13 protein-coding genes are annotated in these 15,871 nt (G+C 47.7%); 10 read left to right on the top strand and 3 right to left on the bottom strand.

Translation table 11 applies throughout. The features are described 5' to 3' along the window. Window positions 1-30: 30 nt before the first annotated feature. The 8 genes from EQU24_RS09635 to EQU24_RS09595 all read left to right on the top strand — a co-directional run bounded on the left by EQU24_RS09635 (window position 31) and on the right by EQU24_RS09595 (window position 11,573). A complete protein-coding gene (locus EQU24_RS09635; RefSeq protein WP_017839703.1) occupies window positions 31-1,038 on the top strand; it encodes a M14 family metallopeptidase in 1,008 nt (335 codons plus the stop codon). Beyond that, window positions 1,026-1,463, top strand: coding sequence for a YcgN family cysteine cluster protein (locus EQU24_RS09630; protein ID WP_026130055.1), 438 nt, complete (start codon window positions 1,026-1,028; stop codon window positions 1,461-1,463). The genes EQU24_RS09635 and EQU24_RS09630 overlap by 13 nt, the downstream gene beginning before the upstream one ends. Before the next feature lie 266 nt (window positions 1,464-1,729). Beyond that, window positions 1,730-2,494, top strand: a complete 765-nt coding sequence (locus EQU24_RS09625) for an exodeoxyribonuclease III (protein ID WP_017839705.1) — start codon at window positions 1,730-1,732, stop codon at window positions 2,492-2,494. A gap of 2 nt (window positions 2,495-2,496) precedes the next feature. After that, window positions 2,497-3,123: a uracil-DNA glycosylase family protein gene (locus EQU24_RS09620; RefSeq protein ID WP_017839706.1), complete on the top strand. Its 627-nt coding sequence runs from the start codon at window positions 2,497-2,499 to the stop codon at window positions 3,121-3,123. 360 nt (window positions 3,124-3,483) lie between these two features. Next, window positions 3,484-3,723, top strand: a complete 240-nt coding sequence (locus EQU24_RS23450; protein ID WP_083877636.1) for a DUF4160 domain-containing protein — start codon at window positions 3,484-3,486, stop codon at window positions 3,721-3,723. Then, window positions 3,683-3,949, top strand: coding sequence for a DUF2442 domain-containing protein (locus EQU24_RS09610; RefSeq protein ID WP_017839707.1), 267 nt, complete (start codon window positions 3,683-3,685; stop codon window positions 3,947-3,949). The genes EQU24_RS23450 and EQU24_RS09610 overlap by 41 nt, the downstream gene beginning before the upstream one ends. A 1,130-nt stretch (window positions 3,950-5,079) precedes the next feature. Further along, window positions 5,080-8,268 carry a PAS domain S-box protein gene (locus EQU24_RS09600; RefSeq protein ID WP_017839708.1) on the top strand — a complete coding sequence of 1,063 codons (3,189 nt, stop codon included), beginning with the start codon at window positions 5,080-5,082 and terminating at the stop codon, window positions 8,266-8,268. Then, window positions 8,244-11,573 (top strand): EAL domain-containing protein, encoded by a 3,330-nt coding sequence (locus EQU24_RS09595; RefSeq protein WP_017839709.1) that lies wholly within the window; start codon window positions 8,244-8,246, stop codon window positions 11,571-11,573. The genes EQU24_RS09600 and EQU24_RS09595 overlap by 25 nt, the downstream gene beginning before the upstream one ends. Before the next feature lie 442 nt (window positions 11,574-12,015). Here EQU24_RS09595 and EQU24_RS09585 read toward each other — a convergent pair whose 3' ends face one another. Further along, window positions 12,016-12,246, bottom strand: a complete 231-nt coding sequence (locus EQU24_RS09585; RefSeq protein ID WP_017839710.1) for a sulfurtransferase TusA family protein — start codon at window positions 12,244-12,246, stop codon at window positions 12,016-12,018. Between the two features lie 80 nt (window positions 12,247-12,326). Between EQU24_RS09585 and cysG the strand changes: the two genes are divergently transcribed. Both cysG and EQU24_RS09575 read left to right on the top strand, forming a co-directional pair. Beyond that, window positions 12,327-13,730 (top strand): siroheme synthase CysG, encoded by a 1,404-nt coding sequence (cysG, locus tag EQU24_RS09580; protein ID WP_017839711.1) that lies wholly within the window; start codon window positions 12,327-12,329, stop codon window positions 13,728-13,730. Then, a complete protein-coding gene (locus EQU24_RS09575) occupies window positions 13,681-14,688 on the top strand; it encodes a WD40 repeat domain-containing protein (protein ID WP_017839712.1) in 1,008 nt (335 codons plus the stop codon). Before cysG ends, EQU24_RS09575 begins: the two co-directional genes overlap by 50 nt. A gap of 206 nt (window positions 14,689-14,894) precedes the next feature. Here the strand turns inward: EQU24_RS09575 and EQU24_RS09570 are convergent, their stop codons facing one another. Together EQU24_RS09570 and EQU24_RS09565 are read right to left on the bottom strand one after the other, a co-directional pair. Continuing rightward, window positions 14,895-15,299 (bottom strand): hypothetical protein, encoded by a 405-nt coding sequence (locus EQU24_RS09570; protein ID WP_138767143.1) that lies wholly within the window; start codon window positions 15,297-15,299, stop codon window positions 14,895-14,897. A gap of 320 nt (window positions 15,300-15,619) precedes the next feature. Next, entirely contained in the window at window positions 15,620-15,850 is a 231-nt protein-coding gene (locus tag EQU24_RS09565) for a hypothetical protein (protein ID WP_209005078.1), read from the bottom strand. Window positions 15,851-15,871 lie beyond the last annotated feature (21 nt).

Below are 15,871 nucleotides of genomic sequence, written 5' to 3'. Positions count from 1 at the left end.
TTCAATAAATACTGCTTCATAAAAAATCCTGTGCAACTGAATCAAATCGATTACTTACCGGAAGGCCTGTTAACTGCCGCTCCCGAAACCTTATATAAGATACTACCCAACCCGACGCTGATCCATTTAACCGGAAAAGACCCGGCACCCTTATTCATATCAGTTTTATTGCATGGTAACGAACCGACCGGTTTGTATGCGGTGCAAACCTTGCTAAAAAAATATCAAGAACGCGCGCTGTCCCGTTCGGTATCGATATTTTTCGGTAATACGCAAGCCGCCCGACTCGGCTTGAGAAGACTCGACCGGCAACCCGATTTCAATCGCATCTGGCCCGGTACCGAGTTGCCGGAATGCCCCGAAACCCGAATGACTCAACAAGTTGTCGATACTATGCGGGCTAAAAATGTATTCGCGAGTATCGATATTCATAACAATACCGGATTGAATCCGCATTACGCCTGCGTCAATAAACTGGATGACAAATTTTTACAACTGGCCTCGCTATTCGGTCGCCTAATCGTTTATTTTACGCGTCCGAAAGGTGTGCAATCGGCCGCCTTCGCCGAACTCTGCCCATCGGTCACGTTGGAATGCGGTAAACCGGATCAACAACACGGCATCGAACATGCTTTCGAATTTCTCAATAGTTGTTTAAACTTGAGCGATTTCCCGGAACATCCGGTTTATCCGCAAGACATCGATCTTTATCATACTGTCGCACAAGTTAAAATACCCGATTCGATTACCTTCAGCTTTAAAGAAACAGCATCCGACTTGCTGCTCAATAAAGATCTCGACCGCATGAATTTCAATGAAATGCCCGCCGGTACCGTCTGGGGGACCGTCGACGGTCTAAAAACCCTGCCGATTCTTGCCTTGGACGACAATGCACAAAATATTAGCGATCGGTTTTTTATGATTCAAGACGGTGAATTGTGCATTACACGCAAAGCCATGCCTTCCATGCTGACACTGGACGAAAAGGTCATCAAGCAAGATTGTCTCTGTTATCTAATGGAAAGATTACAACTATGAGTTTCTGGAAAACCAAAAAGCTGATCGACATGAGCGTTCAGGAATGGGAATCGTTATGCGACGGCTGCGGCAAATGCTGTTTAAATAAACTGGAAGATGAGGACACCGGCGAGGTCTATCTAACCAATGCCGTTTGCGACCTGATCGATTTAAAGACGTGCCGCTGTACTCGTTATCAGGAAAGAACCCGGCTGGTGCCCGACTGCGTCGATTTAAAACAATCGACGGCATGGACCGCTTTCGACTGGATGCCGGAAACGTGCGCTTATCGCCTGCTGGCAATAGGCGAAGACCTACCCGATTGGCACCCCTTGGTAAGCGGTAACTCCGACAGTGTCAAGGAAGCCGGCGTATCGATTTCGAGTTTTGCGATCAAAGAATCCGAAGTCGACGACCTGGAAGATCATGTGATCGATTGGCAGTAAACCGTTGTTTTTCAAACATGCCCGATAACCCTAAATACGGCGGTTTAACCATGAAGCACATGAAGTCCGCTGCTCGATGGGATTTACAGCGTGTAGCCCGTATGCAGCGCTGCGGAATACGGGAATGGCGTTGCTCCGAGTTTCCCGGATTACGCAACGCTCCATCCGGGCTACGTTGTTTTTTTTTCGCTCGTTCCCAAGCTAGGGCAATGGGAACGAGTAAAAAATAGCTTTTTAAATTCATTATTCTTTCGGACTATTCATTCATGAAAATCATCTCTTGGAACGTCAACGGCATTCGAGCCGTGATGGGCAAAGGCTTTGCCGAATCCCTGGAAAAACTCGACGCGGACTGTATTCTGTTACAGGAAACCAAGGCACAGGACGACCAAGTCCAAACGGCCCTGGAAAGTATCGACGGTTATCATATTTATTCCAACTCGGCCGGGCGAAAAGGCTATTCCGGCGTCGCCCTGTTAACCAAGCAAGAGCCAATACAAATTCTGCAAGATATCGGTATCGACGAACACGACCAGGAAGGTCGTGTCATCGCGGCCGAATTTGAAAATTTCATTCTGCTTAATGTCTATGTCCCCAATTCCGGCGAAAAACTGGTGCGCCTCGACTACCGAAAAATCTGGGATAAGGAATTGTTGGCCTATTTTCAGCAACTCAATAGCCGAAAACCGTTAATCGCTTGCGGCGATTTCAATGTCGCGCATCAAGAAATCGACATCGCCCGCCCGAAAGCCAATTACAATAAATCGGCCGGCTACACCCAAACCGAAATCGATGGCATAAGCCGAATGTTGGAAGCGGGTTTCGTCGATACCTTCCGGCATTTACATCCGGAAACCGTCGCCTACAGTTGGTGGAGTTACCGGGCCGGTGCGCGCGCAAAAAATATCGGTTGGCGGATCGATTATGTATTGACAAGCCAAGCATTGATCGGCAAAGTCAAAAACGCATTTATCGCGCCCGACATCTTCGGCTCGGATCACTGCCCTGTCGGCATCGAGATCGACCTTTAAGCATGACCTCATTTCAACTACGCGAACATCTCATGCGCGAGCATCGTTCGGCACTGGCCCAATGCAAGGACTGCCCGGAAATGACCGGACCGGTCGTATCGGGCAGCCCGGTCTTGTCGCCAATATTGCTGATCGGCCAAGCGCCTGGGGACAAGGAAGGCGGTTTCGGCAAACCCTTTGCCTGGACAGCCGGAAAAACCTTATTCAAATGGTTCGAAAGCATCGGCCTGAATGAAACCGAATTTCGCCGGCGTGTTTATATGGCTGCAGTCTGCCGCTGTTTTCCGGGCAAGAACCCGGAAGGCGGCGACCGCGTCCCGAATCGGCAGGAAATAGAAAACTGCGCGAAATGGCTGCAAGCCGAAATGGACTTATTGAAACCCGAATTAATTCTCCCGGTCGGCAAACTTGCCATCGCTCAGTTAATGCCGGTCAAAAGACTCAACGACGTCGTCGGCGACATTCACAGCGTAAACTTTTACGGCCACCGAACCGACGCGATTCCCCTACCCCATCCGTCCGGCGCCTCGACTTGGCACCGAACCGAACCGGGCATGGCCTTGCTGGAATCGGCCTTGGATAAGATTGAAAGCCATTCGGCGTGGAGGAAGGTCGTGAATAGTGAATAGTGAATAGTGAATAGTGAATAGTGAATAGTGAATAGTGAATAGTGAATAGTGAATAGTGAATAGTGAAATGATTGGGTGTTTCTGCTTCTTGTCAAGCGCCAATTTCTGCATGCTTTTCAAAGATGCATCCCATTTAGCTTGTTTCCATCACTCGTGAAACTTCATGGATGGTATTTGCAACAATGCTATCTAACGAATGAGCAGCTTGCAAAACATCGTGCATAGATTGACAATGCGGAATCGAAAACGAAAGATGGCCGCAGGTCAACGTAACCGTAAGAATGAAGGCATTTATTCCTCAAAATACGCTTCGCTATTCGGAGTTACGCGAACTGTGGACGTTATGTGTAGATTGAAATTATGAGTCCAACGGTATTTAGAGAAAATGGTTACAGGTTCTTCTTTTTCTCAAGAGAAGAAGAGCGAATGCACGTCCATGTAGTATCTAGCGAGGGCGAGGCTAAATTTTGGTTAGAACCCGAGATTGAATTGGCAAAGAACTACCGTTATTCCCGAAAGCAACTGAAAGAAATCGAATCACTCGTGGAGGTTCACTACAATGAGCTCATTAGCGCATGGCAACAATACTTTAGAAGTTGAAGTAACAAATATATCAACCCATGGTATATGGCTGCTTGCTCATGATAAAGAGCTATTCATGCCATACGACAAATTCCCTTGGTTTAAGGATCAGGCAGTTAAGTCAATAATCAACGTGGAAGAGCAATCTCCCGGGCATTTTTATTGGCCGGATCTTGATGTTGATTTAACGGAGGAAATCATCAAACATCCAGGACGCTTTCCGCTTAATGCCAAAAACACATAACAATGCAGTAAATTCGGAGGCATTTGTTGTTCGTTGAGCAGTGAGCAGTGAGCAGTGAGCAGTGAGCAGTGAGCAGTGAGCAGTGAGCAGTGAGCAGTGAGCAGTGAGCAGTAGAATGATGTGGCATTTCGAGTTATTGTCAAGCCCCACCATTCACCCCAGCAATTCCCAGTTTGAGCAGTTTCGCCGATGTTAGGGTGTGGGGTATGCCTGTCGAGGAACGCCGTAAACCCATCCTTGGGGGCTTGGCGGCAGCTCCCTGCTGCCGACATCCTCGCCACGCATACCCCACACCCTTTTTGATCTCCAAATTGGGAATTGCTACATTCACCCCGTAAATGTCGACGTAGTTGTCGCATGAGTTGAAAATCAAGGTACGGTAATATGATTTTAAAATCGCAAGAAATTCTGCGGGAAATGGAATTGTGTGACAAAATCCCCTATGAAAAGTAGACTTATTATTGACAGAGCGTTTTTTATTATTAAGAAGTATCGTCGGCAAAACCATAACTGATGTTGCGCAGCATCCCAAGAACCCGATTATGTTATTAGATCGACATATACCTTTCGCACTTCAAATTTCGGCAGTGCCTTAAGAGGTGTGCTCGGTCCCTCACCTAACGCTAGGTAGAGGGACCGGCATGGAGCTGGCATAGAGTATGGATGTATTCACCCAGCACCTAAATTCCATAGCCCATTGGCCATGGTTAATTATCTTAGATAATTTAGGTGCTGGGTCCTTTGACAGGCACCCCGGTGCGAATTTTGATCTGCGATGAGTATAATTGAAGCTGTCCGGGCGAGCCGCGCATCGGCGATGGTAGAAGACATGCTCTATTGATTTTTAACGACCTCCAAGAAAAAAATCCGGAAGGACGGTAACGCAGTCATGTGTTGGCCGTCTGACCATTGTTGTCGACGCTCGGCGTGCGGAATCGACTTGCTCAATGCCCTAGACTAGGCAAGTCAAGGCGTTTCGCCAATCTATGAAACCCACAGCGGCATTGGCTTCTCTTAACCCGATCGAAAAATCGCCAACAAAGTCGAACGACTTACAAAGATAGCCCGACAACTGCAAGCTCTCCGGGCAGCATAAAATTTAGTTCATAAAAATTGAAACACAAGGGATTATGAAGCTTTTCAATACAAGATTTTGTTTGGATATATTGTCGATTTTTGGACTTTATTTCTTCTTCGTCAAACTGAGCGATTTGTTTGCCGGCACCTTTGCAAATCAAGAAATGATTTGGTTTCCTTCGGGTTTTGCATTGGCCTATATGTTGATAAGAGGTGCCTCTTCGGCAGTCTTGATAGTCTGCAGCGCTTTCGTAACCCACATCGTTTCTGGTGCCGATATTATACCTTCGCTCTTCTGGGCTTTAGGAAACACACTAGAGCCATTATTAGGCTTGGCCTTGTTAAGGCGCATAAACTTCGATCCGCGATTAGTCGACATTAAGTCGTATTACGTCTTGCTAATTTTTGGAGCGGGAGTCGCGTCGATATGCGCAGCTTCACTGAATATATTGGTTTGGATAGTCCTTAACGGCCTGACACTTGAAGAGTATGGCGCCTGGGCCTCATCGACTTGGTTGAGTCATACGCTTGGCATTATGTTGCTTACACCATTGATCCTGATTTTTTATTATCAACGACATGGCTTTACGCTAAAGCAACGTAAATTGGAATTCGTATTGTTCTTGCTGTTAACGCTAATTCTTGAGCGACTTAGCGCCTTTAGCCTTACGCAACATTGGCAAACGGCTCAGTTCGAGAGCTTTTGGATGTTTTTGTTGATGATCTTTACCGCGTTGCGTTTGGGACGACACGGTGTCTCGATAGGTTTGCTGATTATCGTTCTATCGTGCGGCTTGCGAGTCGAAAGTCACCACCCTATAGATTTGTCTTATTTGGATTTTTGGCTTCATCACATGGCCTTAGTCATTTGTAGTATGACACTGGCAATCGCCCTCTATGAGCAACGCTTCACCGAAAAGAAATTCGACTCCGAAGCGATCAAGTACAAAACCTTGGTGAATATGCTTCCGGACATGGTTTGGCTCAAAGATCCGCAATTGAATTATTTAGCGTGCAATCAAGCTTTCGAGCGTTTTTTGCAAAATTCTTGCGATAGCATAATCGGCAAAAACGATCATGCTTTGTTCGAGAAATGGCTTGCCGATCATTACAGGGAAAGCGATCAACGAACATTGACGATGCGCGAACCGTTATTTCTGCAAGAGCAACTGCAACACAGAGAACAGGGCGACGAACGTCATCTCGAGATCGTGAAAACACCGATTTTCGGGACCGACGGAAAATTAATTTCGCTGTTGGGCGTGGCGCGCGATGTTACGGACTTCGTCAACACCAGCAACGAGTTAAAAGCCAGTGAGGCAAGAGCGCATGCCATTATCGAGGCGACGCCGGTGCCGATGGCCCTCAGTGGCGACCGAGGCCGAATCCTCTATGTCAACCCGGCTTTTAAACGAACTTTCGGATACGATCCGAGCGATGTTCAGACAGTTGACGACTGGTGGGCCAGGGCAATTCCGGACGAGGCAAAGCGGCAAGAAGCGATCGGCAAGTGGCGCAATTTACTCAACCGGACTGAATTCGAACACTCGGATGTAATCGATCGGGAGATTTCCATAAAAGACAAATCAGCCGCGACGCATCAAGTTTTACTGACGGTCAGTCGAGTCAATCGGAATGATTGCTTGATGGTGCTATTCGACATTACCGAACATAAACGTTTGCGCAAAAACAACAGTCGTTTTTATCGTAGCATCGCCGCCAGCATCAATGAGATCTATATATTCGAAGCCGAATCCTTGCGCTTCAGCTTCGTCAATGCAGGAGCGTTAGCTAATTTAGGCTACAGCATGGCTGAGTTGAAGAAAATAACGCCGCTGGATATCAAGCCCGCCTATTCGCTGACCGATTTCAACCGATTAATAGAGCCGCTCAAACGTCACGAGAAGCCGGGACAACTGTTCGAGACGGTGCATCGACGCAAGGACGGCAGCTTATACGACGTCGAAGTACACTTGCAATTGTTCGAACCAATTGATGAGCCGCCGTATTTTTTGGCGATCGTCTTGGATATCACCGAAATGAAACAGCTCGAAGCAAAAATGAGCACGTTGGTAGATGCCGTCAACGCCATTATTTGGTCGATCGATGCCGATTTAAGGATCGACTATGTATCGCAACAAGCTTTGCAAATATTGGGATTCGATACGACAGCAATTATTGGAAAGCCGATTATTTCGGTGCTGGAATCGGATCGGTTTCATGCAGCGGAACGGCCGGTTCTATTAAAGGCTTTCCAAGAACTACTCGAGAAGCATGTTCCAATCAAAAACCTAGAACACCGAATCAAAGACGCCAATGACCAATGGAAATGGATGGCAGTCAGCATGACGCCAATCCTGGATGCCAATCATGCGCTGCAAAAGATCGTCGGCGTCGTCCATGACCTGAGTTTGCAAAAACGGGCCGAGGAACAATTGCGCTCACTCAATTCCGAATTGGACCGGCGTGTCCGACAAGAGGTTTTCGCTAATCGGAAAAAAGATCTGTTGCTGCAACAACAAAATAGGATGGCGGCGCTGGGCGAAATGATTGGCAACATTGCTCACCAATGGCGCCAGCCTTTAAATGCTCTGGCCATCATCCTGATGGATCTTGAAGATGCTTTCGTACATGGCGAAGCAACGGCCGAAACCATCAGACATTCTATTGACCGATCGAACGAGTTGTTGTCCAAGATGTCCTCGACCATCGACGATTTCCGCAATTTTTTTAAAAACGACAAGACACTCGAGAAAACAGAAATTTCACAAGTCGTCACCGAAACCCTTGGTTTGCTCGAGGCGACATTGACCCTTAGCCATATTCAATTGCATGTGACAGAAAAAATCCCCGGCATCACCGGATATATCCATGCCGGTGAATTATCTCAAGCCATTTTGTGCCTGATCAACAATGCCAAGGATCAAATAGTCAAAAAGCAAATGGTTCAGGGGCTTATCTATGTTGAAATCGATACTGATGACGATTGGTGCATCATACGCGTCGAGGACAATGGCGGCGGTATCGCTGAGCACGATTGGCCGAAACTATTCGATCCTTACTTTACGACTAAACCCCAAGGAAGCGGCTTGGGGCTCTACATTACCAAGTTGACGGTCGAGCAGTCGATGCATGGTAGTGTTCTTGTTGAAAATACCGATTTAGGCGCTAGGTTTAGCCTGTTTTTACCCAAACATCCCAATATGGAGCTATTCAGATGGACAGAACCGAACAACCCTTGAGTAAACCGGCATTATCGTTGAACAACGTATCGATCTTATGTGTCGAGGATGAACACGAGCCTCGCAAAGTGCTAGCCAATTACTTAAGAAGGCGAGGCGCAACGGTTTTCGAAGCCGAAAACGGACAAGAAGGTTTACGCTTATTCGAATCCCATCGGCCGGATATTGTGGTTTCCGATATCCGTATGCCGGTCATGGACGGCATCGCGATGTGCCAAACGATCAGAAAGCTCGATGCCGACGCGGCGATGCTTTTTTTAACGGCTCACAGCGATACGGGACTACTGCAGAGAGCGATCGATTTGGAGACGATTCAATACATCATCAAACCGGTTAATGCCGATTCGTTGAACTCCGCATTTCGAACAGCGCTGGATAAACTTCATAAAAAGCATAGCTTTAACGAAACGTTGAATCAATTGCATACGACAATCGAACTGCAGCAAGAAGAAACGGAACGACTGCAAGGTTATGTCTCTCAAATGATAGGCAATGATCGAAATATTGCCGTACACGCAATAACCCGGCCCAGGGATAAAATTAGCGGCGACTTTTACACAATCGAGCATACCGAAACCGAGCTGTATGTATTGCTTGCCGACGGTATGGGACATGGCTTGTCGGCGATTTTACCGGCGCTCAACATTCCCAGGAAATTTCGAGAATTGGCTGGCCGGGGATTCAGCTTGAGTCGAATAGCCGACGAATTGAATCAAGCCTTGTACGATCAGCATCTATCGGGACACTTTTTGGTCGCAACACTGATAAAACTCGATCCGCGACAATGCTTAATCGAGGTGGTCAATTGCGGCAATCCGCCGGTTTTACTGACGGACAGTAATGGACGGATCGTTCATACTTTTCCATCCAATCACCTGGCGTGGGGAATCGTCGGAGGTGACGATTTTCTACCTGAGGTACAAGGGTTTCATTGCGATACAACAGCGAAGTTATATATATTCAGCGATGGTTTGATCGAATTATTGGAACATCAAACTCAAAAGCAAGGTCTTGTGACACTCATCGAACAAATAGCCGAGACCGGCCATAACAGTTATTTGAATCGAATCGACGGCTATTTGAAAAGTATCCCGAAAACGCTCTATCACGATGACATCACCCTACTCGAGATTGCGTATGGCCCGGAGTTACTGGACCAACAAGACAACAGGGTTAATGACTCCGTATTACACCTCCCTCGACAAAAAAACGATACGACCGACGATTTATCGCCGCTCAAATGGATATCGGTACTCTATGTCGAAGACGATCCCGACTCGCTAGCCTGCTTATCGAAATTTTTGCAGCGCCGTGTCGGCGTCTTATACACTGCTGAAAATGCCGAAACGGGCTTGCGATTATACAAAAAATACCGTCCCAATTTGGTGATTTGCGATATTGTCTTGCCCGAGATGAATGGTTTGCAGTTGGTCGAACATATTCGCGCGTGCGATCCCAACGTGCCCATCATCCTTATCAGCGGCATTGAACCGGGACCTGGTCGTGTCGCGCAAGTCGAAGCAATGCTTGATCTGGAAATCAATAAGTTTCTCGCCAAGCCTCTAACTGAGGACAAATTGGTCAGCACGATTCTTCAATGCATCAAGCACCTGAAATATATCAACAGCTTGAAGTTGTCGGCATCGGTTTTCATGGCTTCGCCGTTGGCGATATCAATCACAGACCACAACCGAAACATCATTGCGATCAACCCGGCTTTTACCGCGATTACCGGCTATACGTTCGCCGAAGTCGAAGGCTGCAATCCGAAAATTCTCAGTTCCGGCAAGCATGACTCCGAGTTTTACCGGCAGATGTGGGAATCCTTGAATACCACCGACCGATGGTCCGGAGAAATATGGAACCGGCGTAAAAATGGCGAATTGTTTCTCGAATGGATCACGGTCAATGCTATTCGGGATGAAGAAGGCACTCTCACGCATTATGCATCGGTATTTTCGGATATTACGCAACGAGCCGTCGCGGAAGATAAAATCCGCTATTTGGCTCATCACGACCCATTGACCGGCTTGCCTAATCGCGTATTGATGCTGGATCGATTGAATACCGCGATATTACAGGCGCAAAGAGATCGCAGCCAATTGGCGGTCATTTGTCTGGATATCGATAATTTTAAAACAGTCAACGATACCTTAGGGCATGGCTTTGGCGATGAGTTAGTCAAAGATTTCGCGCAATCGGTGCTGTCGTCAATACGTGAATCCGACACGCTCAGCCGCTTGGGAGGTGATGAGTTCGCGATACTGTTGCCGCGAATCAGTTCCAGGGAAGCCGCGGCAAGACTAGCCGATAAAATTTTCCACGCGGTCAAAAAAACCTATCGTTTAGCCGAACAGGAATTGCACATCAGTTTCAGCATGGGGATTAGCTTGTTTCCGGACGACGGCGACAATACCGAAGCCCTTCTGAAGCATGCCGATAGCGCGATGTATCTGGCCAAGAAAAAAGGTCGCAATAATTATCAGTTTTTCAACCAAAAGCTCGAAAGCCAAACCGAAAGGTACATGCTGATACAACATGGCTTGCATCGCGCATTGAAGTTGAAAGAATTCTATATTCACTATCAGCCAAAATTCGCGCTTGATAGCGGCCTGATTGTCGGTGCCGAGGCATTGCTGAGATGGCGCAGTCCGACTCTCGAAAACATAACGCCCGCCGAATTTATTCCAATCGCCGAAGAGACCGGCTATATCGTCGATATCGGGTGCTGGGTGATTGAGCAGGTCTGTCAAACATTAGCCGCATGGAAGGCTACAGGTATCAATTTGGTGCCGATCGCGGTCAATATTTCGCCGATACAATTTCATCGCGGCAACATCAAGAAGGCATTGTTGAAATCGACGATCAATCACCGTTTGGATCCGTCATTGCTGCAAATCGAATTGACCGAAGGCGTAGTCATGAGCGGGCAGCAAAAAACCGTACAGCAATTGCAAGAACTCAAGGACTTGCGCTTCTCTATATCGATAGATGATTTCGGTACCGGTTATTCCAGTCTCAGCTATTTGCGAGAACTGCCGATAGACGAGCTCAAGATCGATCGCTCGTTCATCATGGAAATATCCGACGAATCGAGCTTTAATAATCCGCACTTGACCGCCATCCCTTGCGCCGTCATCGATCTCGCGAAAAATCTGGGTTTAAATCTAGTAGCCGAAGGCGTCGAAACCGAAATACAAAGCCGTTTTCTCATGCAAAAAGGTTGTAATGTCATTCAGGGGTATTTGTTTAGCGCACCAGTGGACAAGGACAGGATGTGGGAATTGTTGAAAGAGTACTCGTGAAATAGTGAATAGTGAATAGTGAATAGTGAATAGTGAATAGTGAATAGTGAAATGATTCAGATTTTTAACGGCTTGTCAAGCGCGGATTTCACCTTTCACCTTTCACCTTTCACCTTTCACCTTTCACCTTTCACCTTTCACCTTTCACCTTTCACCTTTCACCTTTCACCTTTCACCTTTCACCTTTCACCTTTCACCTTTCACCTTTCACCTTTCACCTTTCACCTTTCACCTTTCACCTTTCACCTTTCACCTTTCACCTTTCACCTTTCACCTTTCACCTTTCACCTTTCACCTTTCACCTTTCACCTTTCACCTTTCACCTTTCACCTTTCACCTTTCACCTTTCACCTTTCACCTTTCACCTTTCACCTTTCACCTTTCACCTTTCACCTTTCACCTTTCACCTTTCACCTTTCACCTTTCACCTTTCACCTTTCACCTATTTCTTCTTGATATAAAAAATCTGCTTATCTTCTTCTTTAAGATAACTGAGAATCCGGTGTCCGGTTTGATCGGAATAAACTCCGATATCCAAATGCGCTGCGGGGTCGGTTGCGATGACTTTGACTACATGGCCGCTCAGCATTTGCTGCAATGCCTTCTTCAAGCGTAACAAGGGTAATGGACAATTAAGGCCGGTGGCATCGACTTCAATATCGTATTCAATCATGATTCAGTTTTAATTTTCAGTACAATCCGAGGAGTCGCTATAATATCACTCTCGAACCCATACGCGAATCGCCAAACCTAATGGACTATTTTCCGATTTTTTTCAAATTGACCGGCCAACCCTGCCTGGTCGTCGGGGCCGGAGAAATTGCCGCCCGTAAAATCGACCTGCTTGCCAGAGCCGAAGCCGACATTACCGTCATCGCCGAAGACATCGGCGAAACGGTCGCCGCAATGGCCGAACGCTGTCAATTGACGATCAAACAAAAATCTTTTCAACCCGAAGACCTTGAAAACTTTATATTGGTCGTTTCGGCAACTAACCGGCTTGAAACCAACCAACAGGTTTCAAAATCCGCACACGAACGCAACATACCGGTCAATGTCGTAGACAGCCCGCAGCTTTGCTCATTCATTTTTCCGGCCATTATCGACCGCTCGCCTCTGGTAGCTGCCGTATCGTCAGGCGGCGCCGCACCGGTGCTTGCTCGGCTACTTCGTGCAAAAATCGAAACTCTGATTCCGTCAGGGTACGGCCGCTTGGCGCAACTGGCCGAGAAGTTCAGACCCTTGGTAAAACAACGAATAGACTCACCCGCTTTACGTAAAATTTTCTGGGAAAATACTTTTCAAGGAGCGGTGGCGGAACTCATGTTTGCCGGTAAGGATGAAGAAGCCGAACAACAACTGCAAAAATCCTTGCGCGAGCATCAAAACGCCAAGCCCCAAGGCGAGGTCTATTTAATTGGCGCCGGCCCCGGCGACCCTGACTTACTCACATTTAAAGCCCTACGCTTAATGCAACAAGCGGATGTCGTCGTTTACGACCGCCTAGTCGCACCGGCCATATTGGATCTAGCGCGCCGCGACAGCACCAAAATTTATGTCGGTAAACAACGTAGCGAGCATAGCCTGCCGCAAGACCAGATCAACGAATTGCTGGCCGATTTAGCCAAACAAGGCAAACGCGTGGCGCGGGTTAAGGGCGGCGACCCCTTCATCTTCGGGCGCGGCGGCGAGGAAATCGAAACGCTGATGGAGCAAGGCATTCATTTTCAAGTCGTCCCCGGTATTACCGCCGCATCGGGTTGCGCATCTTATTCGGGCATTCCTTTAACCCACCGGGATCATGCGCAATCCGTTACCTTTGTCACCGGCCATTTGAAAGACGACACCATCAACCTTAACTGGCAACAACTCGCAAAACCGAATCAAACCCTCGTCATTTACATGGGTCTGGTCGGCCTACCGATCATTTGCCGCTCCCTGATCGAACACGGTGCCAGCGAAAATTTACCGGCCGCATTGATACAACAAGGCACAACCGATCGGCAGCGCGTGTTTACCGGTACTTTGAGTACCCTGCCCGAAATTGCCGCAAAACAAGATATTACACCGCCAACATTGATCATTATCGGCACTGTCGTCTCCTTGCATGAAAAACTTCAATGGTTTACCGGCAATCAAGCCGCAACCGTCTTATGAGAACACCGATATGATCATCCGGGCTATCCTAGCACTCTGGTTTGTCGCAATACCGACCGGGTGCGACCGAACGCCGAAAGCCGATAAAACGGTGGTATTGGCTAATGACGGCATTTTTTCCGCCGCACTGACCGATCATTATGCGTTAATCGGAAGAACCTCGGGACCAGCCGAACTATGGCAATTAAAACCCAGAGCGCTATTACATAGCTGGAAGCACCTCGAAGATGAAAGCGGCATCGTCCATGCCGCCATTTCAGGAAACGAACGCTACGCCGTCACCGCGCAGCGCGACTCGATTGCTTGGTGGCGAATCGCAGACGGCGCACTGCTGAATGTTTGGAGCCTACCCGGAATCGGTTCGGTCAGCTTATCCCATGACGGCTTTCACGCCTTGATCGGACTGCCGGATAAAGCCGTCTATTTTGCATTGAATCAAGGAATAACGCTTTACGCCTTCCCGCACGACAAAGCCGTTTTAACTACCTCGCTGGACCGAATCGGTCACTATGCATTAACCGGGTCGGAAGACAGCACTGCAAAATTATGGGACTTGACCAACGGCACGCTAAAATTCAGTTGGCCGCACCACAATAAATTGGCAACTGTGGCATTAAGCGATGACGGACAATACGCATTGACCAATGCGGCCTTGAGTCAAGTTTTGATTTGGAAAACATCAACCGGCAAAGTACACAAAGACGTCGGCCCCAAACTGCTAACCTTATCCGCCGCGCGCTTCTCCCGCGATAGTAAATACGTAGTTACCGGCCGCACCTCGCAACGCATCGATCTTTGGCGAGTCAGTACCGGCAAACTCGAAAAGCTTTGGCGCCCCAAAAAAGAAGACGCCTGGCGCCCTTCGGCCGCAACCATTTTGTCTTTGAGCTTTACCGACAATGAATCGAAAATATGGAGCATCGCCGCCAACGGCTACCTCCAACGCTGGAAAAAATAAAACTATGCTCGCGTTATTATAGTTTTCGGCATTAGCGCAGGGAAGCGTAGGGTGTTAGGCGGATGTTAAACATCAGCGGCTTCCCCTCACCTAGCGTTAGGAGAGAGCGACGAAGGCCTCGCTCCCACAAGGGTTCCGAATGCCCTGTGGGAGCGATCCTAGCCTGTCGAAAGACTGATCTAGTCCGTTATTATTTTCCCCGATTTTTAGCTTTTATGTTTAAAAAATTCTTGGCGCTTTTTTCTTACCGTATAAGGGATATTCTTCTCCTCCCAGTGTGCTAGATCTACTTGAAATGCTTTATTTAATGCCTGGTCAATCACCGCTTCTTTTCGACTGCCACATAAAGCAGGAATCAATAGCACGGAGCGATTCATGTCGGCTTGCGGACTGCGTTCAAGCATATATTTATAATTTCCAAACAGCGTTTCAATAATATCGCTACTGCTTAACAACGGCAGTTCGGTCAGCTCTGCTTGAATCTGCAAATGCTTTTTTAACCAAGCTTGTAGGTGTGTTTTGACTTTAGAATTTCGCGGCAATGTTTTTGATAATTGGTAACATTGTTGGTAGGTGACTTTGTTAAGCCCTTTGTTTTTAATGATTTCCATCACCTCTGAGACTATTTTAGTCGTCAACGCGAAGCGCTCAATCGCTGAAAATCTTGGAAACGGAGCGCTAGCGAAGTGAAGATTTTTAGTCCCCGATAGCCGTAGCGCCGGGTGTTTTGCCGGAGTCTGCGCGAATAGCGCAGGCGGAGGCAAAATACAAGGCATCGCGACACGGCGTAAAGCCATTTGTGGGAGTGCTACGGAGCCGCATCGAGTTTACGATGATGTGGCGTAGTGGCACGGACGCAGGGCGAATCGGGGCCGCCGAAGGCAATAATCGCCAAGTCATTTTTCGCTGCTGAAATCGGACGGACCCCATTTCAGCTTTCGCGAAAAATCTTGGCGCGCTTGATATCAATGGAGTAATCAATGATCGCAATCCAAGGCTCGCACGTTGGGCACACTTGGCGCAGTAACCCTAAGCCGACGCGCAAACTCCAGTTAATCACCGAAGTAAAATGTGGCGTCCACGGTAATTCAAGCGATGTTTGTGAATGAAATAATTCAAGAATGCGCGGAACGCTACGAAAAGAAACCACCGCATCAAGCACGATAAGCACGCATAAAAGTCG

The organism is Methylotuvimicrobium buryatense (assembly GCF_005931095.1).
GTDB classification, from domain to species: domain Bacteria; phylum Pseudomonadota; class Gammaproteobacteria; order Methylococcales; family Methylomonadaceae; genus Methylotuvimicrobium; species Methylotuvimicrobium buryatense.
The sequence above is the reverse complement of the archived record's forward strand: the minus strand, read 5'-3'. Positions and strand labels throughout refer to the sequence as shown.

What these genes read in the sequence shown, in the direction of transcription:
- EQU24_RS09595 (WP_017839709.1), top strand. Translation starts at nt 8,244, where the DNA reads ATGGACAGAACCGAACAACCCTTGAGTAAACCGGCATTATCGTTGAAC.
- EQU24_RS09620 (WP_017839706.1), top strand. Translation starts at nt 2,497, where the DNA reads ATGACCTCATTTCAACTACGCGAACATCTCATGCGCGAGCATCGTTCG.
- EQU24_RS09575 (WP_017839712.1), top strand. Translation starts at nt 13,681, where the DNA reads ATGAAAAACTTCAATGGTTTACCGGCAATCAAGCCGCAACCGTCTTAT.
- EQU24_RS23450 (WP_083877636.1), top strand. Translation starts at nt 3,484, where the DNA reads ATGAGTCCAACGGTATTTAGAGAAAATGGTTACAGGTTCTTCTTTTTC.
- EQU24_RS09610 (WP_017839707.1), top strand. Translation starts at nt 3,683, where the DNA reads ATGAGCTCATTAGCGCATGGCAACAATACTTTAGAAGTTGAAGTAACA.
- EQU24_RS09625 (WP_017839705.1), top strand. Translation starts at nt 1,730, where the DNA reads ATGAAAATCATCTCTTGGAACGTCAACGGCATTCGAGCCGTGATGGGC.
- cysG (WP_017839711.1), top strand. Translation starts at nt 12,327, where the DNA reads ATGGACTATTTTCCGATTTTTTTCAAATTGACCGGCCAACCCTGCCTG.
- EQU24_RS09585 (WP_017839710.1), bottom strand. Translation starts at nt 12,246, where the DNA reads ATGATTGAATACGATATTGAAGTCGATGCCACCGGCCTTAATTGTCCA.
- EQU24_RS09570 (WP_138767143.1), bottom strand. Translation starts at nt 15,299, where the DNA reads ATGGAAATCATTAAAAACAAAGGGCTTAACAAAGTCACCTACCAACAA.
- EQU24_RS09600 (WP_017839708.1), top strand. Translation starts at nt 5,080, where the DNA reads ATGAAGCTTTTCAATACAAGATTTTGTTTGGATATATTGTCGATTTTT.